Raw genomic sequence first — 8,595 nt, forward strand, 5'->3', positions numbered from 1 at the left:
CTCTTGACGTTGATTCTGCGGGTGCAGGGCCGCAGGCCCTGCCGCTACCCCTGTTCCCGGCGCCCGCGCAGGATGTCGCGGAACCACTGACGGTGATGCTTGTACGCCCACCCATAGGTCACCTTGCCCTGGGTCATCGCCCGCACCGAGCCCTTGATCCAGAGCGCGGCATAGATGTGCACCACGATCGCACACACCAGTACCCAGCCGAACAGCGCATGGGCCAGCACCGAGAAGCGAATCACTCCGATCGGGAAGAAATGACTGAAATACTGCCGCCAGATCACGAAGCCGGTCAGCAGCAGTGCCGACAGGCAGCCGATGATGGCCCAGAACAGCAGCTTCTGGCCGGCATTGAAGCGACCGACCGGCGGCAGTTTTTCATCCTCGTTGCGCAGTACGTCGCGCATGCCACGCATCCACGCGCGGTCATCGGCGGTCGGCAGGTTGTCGCGCCACATGCGCAACGCCAGCAGCGCAAAGCCCACCACCATGGCCAGGCCGATGAACGGATGCAGGATGCGCGTCCACGGGCCGCCACCGAACAGCTGGGTCAACGGGAACAGGGCAGGGTGGAACAACGCCAGCCCGGACAGCGCGGTCAGCACGAAGCAGATCGCCACGATCCAGTGATTGATGCGGGTCGGCGCGCGGTAGCGGACGATCTGCCGCGGGTGCGGGGCGTACTTCATGGCCGCTGCTCCTCTTCGATCTTCTTCGCCTCGTGCTCGGCTTCCTCTTCTTCCTCGTCGTTGACCGTGTTGCGGCCGATGCCGATGTAGTGCAGGAAGCCGGCGAAAGCGGTGGCAGCGATCGCCAGCACGCCCAGCGGCTTGGCCACGCCCTTCCAGACTTCCACCATCGGGCTGATGCGCGGGTCCTTGGGCAGGTCGGCGTAGAGCTCGGGCTTGTCCAAATGCTGCAGCACGTACATCACGTGGGTACCGCCGACGCCCTGCGGGTCGTACAGGCCGGCGTTCTCGTAGCCGCGCGATTTCAGGTCTTCCACGCGGCCGGCGGCATGCTCGGTCATCGCCTGTTTACTGCCGAAGGTGATCGCCCCGGTCGGGCAGGTCTTCACACAGGCCGGCTCCTGGCCGACCGCCACCCGGTCCGAGCACAGCGTGCACTTGTAGGCCTTGTGGTCCTTCTTGGAGATGCGCGGCACGTCGAACGGGCAGCCGGTCACGCAGTAGCCGCAGCCGATGCAGTTCTCTTCCTGGAAGTCGACGATGCCGTTGGCATACTGGATGATCGCGCCCGGCGACGGGCAGGCCTTCAGGCAGCCCGGGTCGCTGCAGTGCATGCAGCCCTCCTTGCGGATCAGCCACTCCAGCTTGCCCTTTTCGTCCTCGTACTCGCGGAACTTCATCACCGTCCACGACTGTTCGCTCAGATCGGGCGGGTTGTCATAGCTGCCAACGCAGCTGCCCACTTCGTCGCGCAGGTCGTTCCACTCCATGCAGGCGACCTGGCAGGCCTTGCAGCCGATGCACTTGCTCACATCGATCAGCTTGGCGACCTGGCCGGTGTGCGCACCGCGCGCCTCCGGTGAGGGCGTGGTGGTCGCCGAGCGGCGGATGATGTCCAGCGATTGCAGTGACATGGCGTTTCTCCTACACCTTCTCGACCTTGACCAGGATGCACTTCGATTCGGGCGTCTGCGAGTTGCCGTCACCGATGGCATTGGTCAGCGTATTGGCGATATATCCGGGCTTGGCCGCACCGAGGAAGCCCCAGTGGATCGGCACGCCCACCTGGTGCACGGTCTTTCCATCGATCTGCAGAGCCTTGATCCGCTTGGTCACCATCGCAACGGCTTCGATATGGCCACGCTTGGAACTCACCCGCACGCGGCTGCCGTTGGTGATGCCCAGCTCGTCGGCCAATGCCGCGCCGATCTCGACGAACTGCTCGGGCTGGATGATGGCGTTCAACTTGCCGTGCTTGGTCCAGAAGTGGAAATGCTCGGTCAGGCGGTAGGTGGTGGCCACATGCGGGAACTCGTCCGGCGAACCGATCTGTGCACGGTCGCTGGCGAACACGCGTGCCGCGGGGTTGTTCAGCGTCAACGCCTGGCCGGGGCTGAGGGGGTTGCTGCGCAGCGGGGTATCGAACGGTTCGTAGTGCTCCGGGAACGGTCCCTCGGCCATGCCGGCCTTGGCGAAGAAGCGGGCGATGCCTTCCGGGTTCATGATGAACGGGCCCATCCCGCCGGCGGGATCTTCGTCGGCCTTGAAGTCCGGCACGTCCACGTTGCCCCAGTTCTTGCCGTTCCAGGCCAGCAGCGTGCGGCGCGGATCGAACGGTTGGCCAGCCACGTCGCACGAGGCGCGGTTGTACATCACGCGGCGGTTGGCTGGCCACGCCCAGGCCCAGCCCAGCGTGTTGCCGATGCCGGTCGGGTCACTGTTGTCACGCCGCGCCATCATGTTGCCGGTCGGACCCCAGGCGCCGATGTAGATCCAGCAGCCGGAGGCGGTGCTGCCGTCGTCGCGCAGGTCGCCAAACGCGGCCAGCTGCTCGCCGGCCTTGCGCACCAGCCTGGTCGGGTCCTTCGGATCGAACACGTCCACGAGCGCCTTGCCGTTGTATTCCATCGCCAGTTCTTCCGGCGTCGGCAGCTCCGGGTTGGCGTACTTCCAGGCCAGGTCGCGCACCGGCTCCCACCACGCACCGCCATCCTTCTCGTACATCGCTTTGATGCGATGGAACAGCTCGGACATGATCTCGATGTCGCTGCGCGCTTCGCCCGGCGGGTTGGCCCCCTTCCAGTGCCACTGCAGCCAGCGCGATGAGTTGACCACCGCGCCGTTCTCCTCGGCGAAGGAGGTGGTGGGCAGGCGGAACACTTCGGTCTGGATCGTGCTCGGGTCGACGTCGTTCAGTGCGCCGTGGTTCTGCCAGAAGGCGATGGTCTCGGTTTCCAGCGGATCCATGCTGACCATGAACTTCAGCTTGGAGAACGCGCTGATCAGCTTGCCCTTGTTCGGCGCCGAAGCCAGTGGGTTGAAGCCCTGGCAGATGTAGCCGTGGATCTTGCCCTCGTTCATCAGCTCGTACGCCTGCAGCATGTCGTACGGCTTGTCGAGCTTGGGCAGGTAATCGAAGCACCAGTTGTTGTCGGCGGTGGCAGCATCGCCCCACCACGATTTCATCAGACTGACGTGGAACTTCGGGTAGTTCTGCCAGAACGACATCTGGTTGGCGCGCAGGGGCTTCTGCGTGCGCTTGGCGATGTAGGCCTCGTAGTCCTGCTCATCCTGTTTCGGCAGCGTCAGGTAGCCGGGCAGCAGGTCGGACATCAGGCCGATGTCGGTCAGGCCCTGGATGTTGGAGTGCCCGCGCAGCGCGTTCATGCCACCACCGGCCACGCCGATGTTGCCCAGCAGCAGCTGCACCATGGTGCCGGCACGCACGTTCTGCGCGCCGATCGAGTGCTGCGTCCAGCCCAGCGCGTACAGGATGGTCATCGCCTTGTCCTTGCCGGCGGTGGACGCGATCATGTCCCACACCTGGCGGATGCTGTCGGCCGGCGTGCCGCAGATGCGCTCGACCATCTCCACGGTGTAACGCGCGTAGTGTTGTTTCAGCAGGTTGTAGACGCAGCGCGGGTCCTTCAGCGTCGGGTCGCTGCGCACGAAGCCATCGTCACCGTAGGCGTAGTCCCAGCTGGAACGGTCGTAGCTGCGCTTCTCTTCGTTGTAGCCCGAATACAGGCCGTCCTTGAAGGCGAACTCGTCCTTCACCAGGAACGACATGTCGGTGTAGTTCAGCACGTACTCGTGCTGGATGCGGTCCTCGGTCAGCAGGTAGTTGATCAGGCCGCCCAGGAACACGATGTCGGTACCGGTGCGGATCGGCGCGTACACGTCGGCCACCGCGGCCGAGCGGTTGAAGCGCGGATCGACCACGATCAGCCGGGCCTTGTTGTGCGCCTTGGCCTCGGTCACCCATTTGAACCCGCACGGATGCGCCTCGGCGGCATTGCCACCCATGATCAGGATCAGGTCGGCATTCTTGATGTCGACCCAGTGATTCGTCATCGCACCACGGCCTAGCGTCGGGGCAAGACCTGCCACCGTCGGGCCGTGTCAGACACGTGCCTGGTTGTCGAATGCCAGCATGCCAAGGGAGCGGACGACCTTGTGGGTCAGTACCGCGGTTTCATTGCTGGTGGCCGAGGCCGCCAGCATGCCGGTGGTCAGCCAGCGGTTGACCGTCTGCCCGGCTTCGTTCTTCTGCACGAAGTTGGCATCGCGGTCTTCCTTCATCAGCCGCGCGATGCGGTCCAGCGCATCGTCCCAGCTCAGCCGCTTCCACTCGTTCGAGCCCGGCGCGCGGTACTCGGGGTAGAGCAGGCGCGACTTGCTGTGGATGATGTCGGCCAGGCCGGCACCCTTCGGGCACAGCGTGCCGCGGTTGACCGGATGGTCCGGGTCGCCCTCGATGTGGAAGATGCTCGGCTCGGCGTTCTTGGCGCCATCGCCGAGGCTGTACATCAGGATGCCGCAGGCCACCGAACAGTAGGTACAGGTGTTGCGGGTCTCGGTCGCGCGGGTCAGCTTGTATTGCCTGACCTCCGCGAGCGCGATGCCGGGCGCGAAGCCCATCAGTGCCAGGCTGGAGCCGACCAGGGTTGTCCCGGTCACTTTCAGGAACTGGCGGCGGCTCATCGATGGCATGCCGTTCTCCTGGGATGGCGGGGAGGCGCAGGCCTCCGGGCTGTCGTTGGGTACGGGCCGGTTATAGCACAGGCCTCCGGATGCCCATGTGGCACAAGGCGCGGCGCCTGCCGGACGGGCCCGGAAAGGGCCTGCTCTGGTAAAGTTGCGTGCCCGCCCCCTGGGGAAGCGTCTGCCGGGCCTGGTTCCAGGATGTTCCGCGCAGCCCCCGCCGTCCTGGCGCGATCCTCCGCGCCGGACCTGGAACACCGAGGAAAAATTTTGCGAAATCAACCAATTGGGTTCCGCGCATGAGCGCCCCGTCGAAGCCGTCGGACGCCGTTGCGCGCGGCACGCTGTACATCGTGGCCGCCCCCTCCGGCGCCGGCAAGAGCAGCATCGTCAATGCCACCCTGGCGCGTGACCCGCAGATCGCCCTGTCGATTTCCTTCACCTCGCGCGCGATGCGCCCCGGTGAGGTGAACGGCCAGCACTACCACTTCGTCAGTGCCGAGAAGTTCGAGCAGATGATCGCCGCGGGCGACTTCTTCGAACACGCCTGGGTGCACGGCGACTGGAAGGGTACGGCCCGGCAGTCGGTGGAACCGCAGTTGGCCGCCGGCCAGGACGTGCTGCTGGAGATCGACTGGCAGGGCGCGCAGCAGGTGCGGCAGCTGGTGCCGGGCACGGTCACCGTGTTCATCCTGCCGCCGTCCAAGCAGGCCCTGCAGGACCGCATGCGCAAGCGCGGCCAGGACAGCGAAGCGGTCATCGCCCAGCGGCTGGGGGCAGCCCGCGATGAAATGCTGCACTTCAACGAGTTCGACTACGTCATCGTCAACGAGGTGTTCGACACTGCCGTGGACGAGCTGTGCGCCATCTTCACTGCCAGCCGCCTGCGCCGGGAGGCCCAGAAGGTCCGCCACGCCGGCCTGATCCAGGCGCTGCTGACCCCCGATCCGGGTGCAACTGACTGATTCCAAAAGAATCGGGTAGGGGTTGGCTTGATTTTGTCCAGCCCCTGCCAGTACACTCCGTCCCCTTTCCCTCATTCGACTGAGCGGCCGACCGGTCGCCGGGAGCCCGTATGGCCCGCATCACCGTAGAAGATTGCCTGGAAGTCGTTAACAACCGTTTCGAACTGGTCATGATGGCGTCCAAGCGTGCCCGCCAGCTCGCCAACGGCGTGCAGGCTACGCTGGACAACAGCGAGACCGAGGACAAGCCGACCGTGCTGGCGCTGCGCGAAATCGCCGCCCGCAAGATCGACAACGCCCTGATCGACGAAGTCGAGAAGGCCGAGCGTGAGCGCGCCGAGCGCGAAGCGCTGGAGTGGGCTGCCGCCGAAGTGGTCGCCGACGAAGACATGTCCAAGAACGACGATTGATCGCATCGATCAACGTAATCGTTGGATACACCGAACAGCCCGCCCCGTGCGGGCTGTTTCGCATTCAGGATTTGCCGTAAACGTCGCGCTGGAATAGGCTTCGGGCATGAACCCAGGCCCCACTGCCAAGGTCGCCGCAGCCCCCGCTGCCGCCGTACCCGACTACGTCCTCCAGCTTGAACGCGCCGCCCATTACCTGCCGCCGGAACAGCTGCCGCTGTTGCGCCGTGCCTGGGAAGTCGGGGCCTCCGCGCACGCTGGGCAGACGCGCAAGTCGGGCGAGCCCTATATCACCCATCCGGTGGCCGTTGCCCAGGTGCTGGCCGAACTCGGCCTGGACGTGGAAGCGCTGATCGCCGCGATCCTGCACGACACCATCGAAGACACCCCGCTGACCCGCGAGGCGCTGGCCGCCGAGTTCGGCGAAGCCGTGGCCGAACTGGTCGACGGTGTCACCAAGCTGGACAAGCTGAAGTTCCGTGACCGCCAGGAGGCGGCCGCCGAGAGCTTCCGCAAGATGCTGCTGGCGATGTCGCGCGACCTGCGCGTGATCATGATCAAGCTGGCCGACCGCCTGCACAACATGCGCACGCTGGGCGCGCAGAGCCGCGAAGCGCGTGGCCGCATCGCCCGCGAGACGCTGGAGATCTACGCGCCCATCGCCCAGCGCCTGGGCATGAGCCTGGTCAAGAGCGAGCTGCAGAACCTGGGGTTCAAGGCGCTCTACCCATGGCGCCACGCCATCATCGAAAAACACATCCGCAGCCAGCCGGTGGTGCGCCGCGAAGCGATGGCGCAGGTGGAAGTGCAGCTGTCGCAGCGACTGGCCAAGGAGGGGATCGAGCATCGGCTGATCAGCCGCATCAAGACCCCGTGGAGCATCTACAACAAGATGCGCGACGAGAACAAATCCTTCGACCAGGTGATGGATGTGTTCGGCTTCCGCCTGGTCGTGCGCAGCGTGCCCAGCTGCTACCACGCGCTGGGCTCGGTGCACGCCACCTTCAAGCCGCTGGATGGGCGCTTCCGCGATTTCATCGCCATTCCCAAGGCCAACGGTTACCAGTCGCTGCATACCGTGCTGTTCGGGCCGTATGGCTCGCCGATCGAGGTGCAGATCCGCACCGAGGAAATGGACCTGATCGCCGAACGCGGCGTGGCCGCGCACTGGACCTACAAGTTCGGTGGTGATTCGCCCAACAGCGCACAGAGCCGTGCCCACGCCTGGATCGTCGAGCTGATCGACTCGCAGCGCGCCGCCGGTTCCTCGCTGGAATTCCTCGACAACGTCAAGGTCGACCTGTTCCCGGACGAGGTCTACCTGTTCACCCCGAAGGGCAAGATCCTGGCCCTGCCGCGCAACTCCACCGCGCTTGATTTTGCCTACGCCGTGCATACCGACGTGGGCAACATGGCGGTGGCCTCGCGCGTGGACAAGAAACTGGTGCCGCTGCGCACCAAGCTGGTGTCGGGCCAGTCGGTGGAGATCATCACCGCTCGCTCGGCCACGCCGAAACCGCAGTGGCTGGAATTCGTGGTGACCAGCAAGGCGCGCACCGCCATCCGCCACCAGCTCAAGCAGCTGGAGCACGAAGATGCCGTGCAGCTCGGCCATCGCATGCTCGACCGCGCGCTGGAAGCGATGGATTCGTCGCTGGAGCGCCTGCCGAAAGGCCGCCTGGACGCGTTCCTGGCCGAACACCGCTTCCCGCGCCTGGAAGCGCTGCTGGCCGAGGTCGCACTGGGCAACTGGATGCCGACCCAGGCCGCGCAGGCGCTGATGGCCTACGCTGAACTGCGTGGCGGCCCGCATTCGCGCCACCACTCGCAGGAGAAGATCCTGATCAACGGCAGCGAACGCGGCGTGGTGACCTTCGCCGGCTGCTGCCAGCCGATACCCGGCGACGAGATCATGGGCTACCACACCGCCGGCAAGGGCATCGTGGTGCACCGCATGGACTGCCCGAACCTGGCCGAGCTGCGCAAGTCGCCCGAGCGCTGGGTGCCGATCGGCTGGGACACCACCGTCTCCGGCGACTACGACACCTCGCTGGTGGTGGAAGTGGAGAACGGCACCGGCGTGCTGGCGCAGCTGGCCGCCGCCATCGCACAGAGCCATTCCAACATCGAGCGCGTGGACTACCTGGACCGCGACTTCAACGCCGCCGTGCTGGCGTTCAACATCCAGGTGCGCGACCGCAACCACCTGGCCGAAGTGATGCGCCGCCTGCGCCGCCTGTCGGTCGTGCAATCGGTACGCCGCCAATAACCCCACCCCATGCGTGGTGGATTTTGTAGAGCCGAGGCCCCCCCCCCCCCCCCAAAACGGGTATCCGCCCTCGGGGTGGTAAAAGCTGGGGGGGGGGGGGGGGGGGGGGGGGGGGGGGGGGGGGGGGGGGGGGGGGGGGGGGGGGGGCGGGGGGGGGGGGTGGGGGGGGGGGGGGGGGGGGGGGGGGGGGGGGGGGGGGGGGGGGGGGGGGGGGGGGGGGGGGGGGGGGGGGGGGGGGGGGGGGGGGGGGGGGGGGGGGGGGGGGGGGGGGGGGG

Annotated in this window: 6 protein-coding genes; 3 read left to right on the forward strand and 3 right to left on the reverse strand. The window is 66.2% G+C overall.

Translation table 11 applies throughout. From position 1 onward, the window contains the following. Positions 1-44 precede the first annotated feature (44 nt). From WDC87_RS21270 to fdnG, 3 genes are read right to left on the reverse strand one after another with little or no spacing between them, the layout of a single operon-like run. A complete protein-coding gene (locus tag WDC87_RS21270) occupies positions 45-692 on the reverse strand; it encodes a formate dehydrogenase subunit gamma (protein ID WP_061480581.1) in 648 nt (215 codons plus the stop codon). Further along, positions 689-1,606 carry a formate dehydrogenase subunit beta gene (fdxH, locus tag WDC87_RS21275; RefSeq protein WP_252744842.1) on the reverse strand — a complete coding sequence of 306 codons (918 nt, stop codon included), beginning with the start codon at positions 1,604-1,606 and terminating at the stop codon, positions 689-691. The genes WDC87_RS21270 and fdxH overlap by 4 nt, the downstream gene beginning before the upstream one ends. A 10-nt stretch (positions 1,607-1,616) precedes the next feature. After that, the gene (fdnG, locus tag WDC87_RS21280; RefSeq protein WP_141653593.1) at positions 1,617-4,685 is read right to left on the reverse strand and encodes a formate dehydrogenase-N subunit alpha; all 3,069 of its coding nucleotides are present in this window, start codon (positions 4,683-4,685) and stop codon (positions 1,617-1,619) included. 290 nt (positions 4,686-4,975) lie between these two features. Between fdnG and gmk the strand changes: the two genes are divergently transcribed. The 3 genes from gmk (at position 4,976) to WDC87_RS21295 (ending at position 8,320) form a co-directional block, all read left to right on the forward strand. Then, a complete protein-coding gene (gene gmk / locus WDC87_RS21285) occupies positions 4,976-5,641 on the forward strand; it encodes a guanylate kinase (RefSeq protein WP_005410878.1) in 666 nt (221 codons plus the stop codon). Positions 5,642-5,751: 110 nt separating this feature from the next. After that, the gene (gene rpoZ, locus WDC87_RS21290) at positions 5,752-6,051 is read left to right on the forward strand and encodes a DNA-directed RNA polymerase subunit omega (RefSeq protein WP_005410877.1); all 300 of its coding nucleotides are present in this window, start codon (positions 5,752-5,754) and stop codon (positions 6,049-6,051) included. A 106-nt stretch (positions 6,052-6,157) separates the two neighbouring features. Next, on the forward strand, positions 6,158-8,320 hold the full coding sequence (locus tag WDC87_RS21295; RefSeq protein WP_005410876.1) for a bifunctional (p)ppGpp synthetase/guanosine-3',5'-bis(diphosphate) 3'-pyrophosphohydrolase: 2,163 nt from the start codon (positions 6,158-6,160) through the stop codon (positions 8,318-8,320). Positions 8,321-8,595: the final 275 nt, after the last annotated feature.

This window comes from Stenotrophomonas maltophilia group sp. Smal12, assembly GCF_037079935.1.
Lineage (GTDB): Bacteria > Pseudomonadota > Gammaproteobacteria > Xanthomonadales > Xanthomonadaceae > Stenotrophomonas > Stenotrophomonas sepilia.

What these genes read in the sequence shown, in the direction of transcription:
- WDC87_RS21270 (WP_061480581.1), bottom strand. Translation starts at nt 692, where the DNA reads ATGAAGTACGCCCCGCACCCGCGGCAGATCGTCCGCTACCGCGCGCCG.
- fdxH (WP_252744842.1), bottom strand. Translation starts at nt 1,606, where the DNA reads ATGTCACTGCAATCGCTGGACATCATCCGCCGCTCGGCGACCACCACG.
- gmk (WP_005410878.1), top strand. Translation starts at nt 4,976, where the DNA reads ATGAGCGCCCCGTCGAAGCCGTCGGACGCCGTTGCGCGCGGCACGCTG.
- rpoZ (WP_005410877.1), top strand. Translation starts at nt 5,752, where the DNA reads ATGGCCCGCATCACCGTAGAAGATTGCCTGGAAGTCGTTAACAACCGT.
- WDC87_RS21295 (WP_005410876.1), top strand. Translation starts at nt 6,158, where the DNA reads ATGAACCCAGGCCCCACTGCCAAGGTCGCCGCAGCCCCCGCTGCCGCC.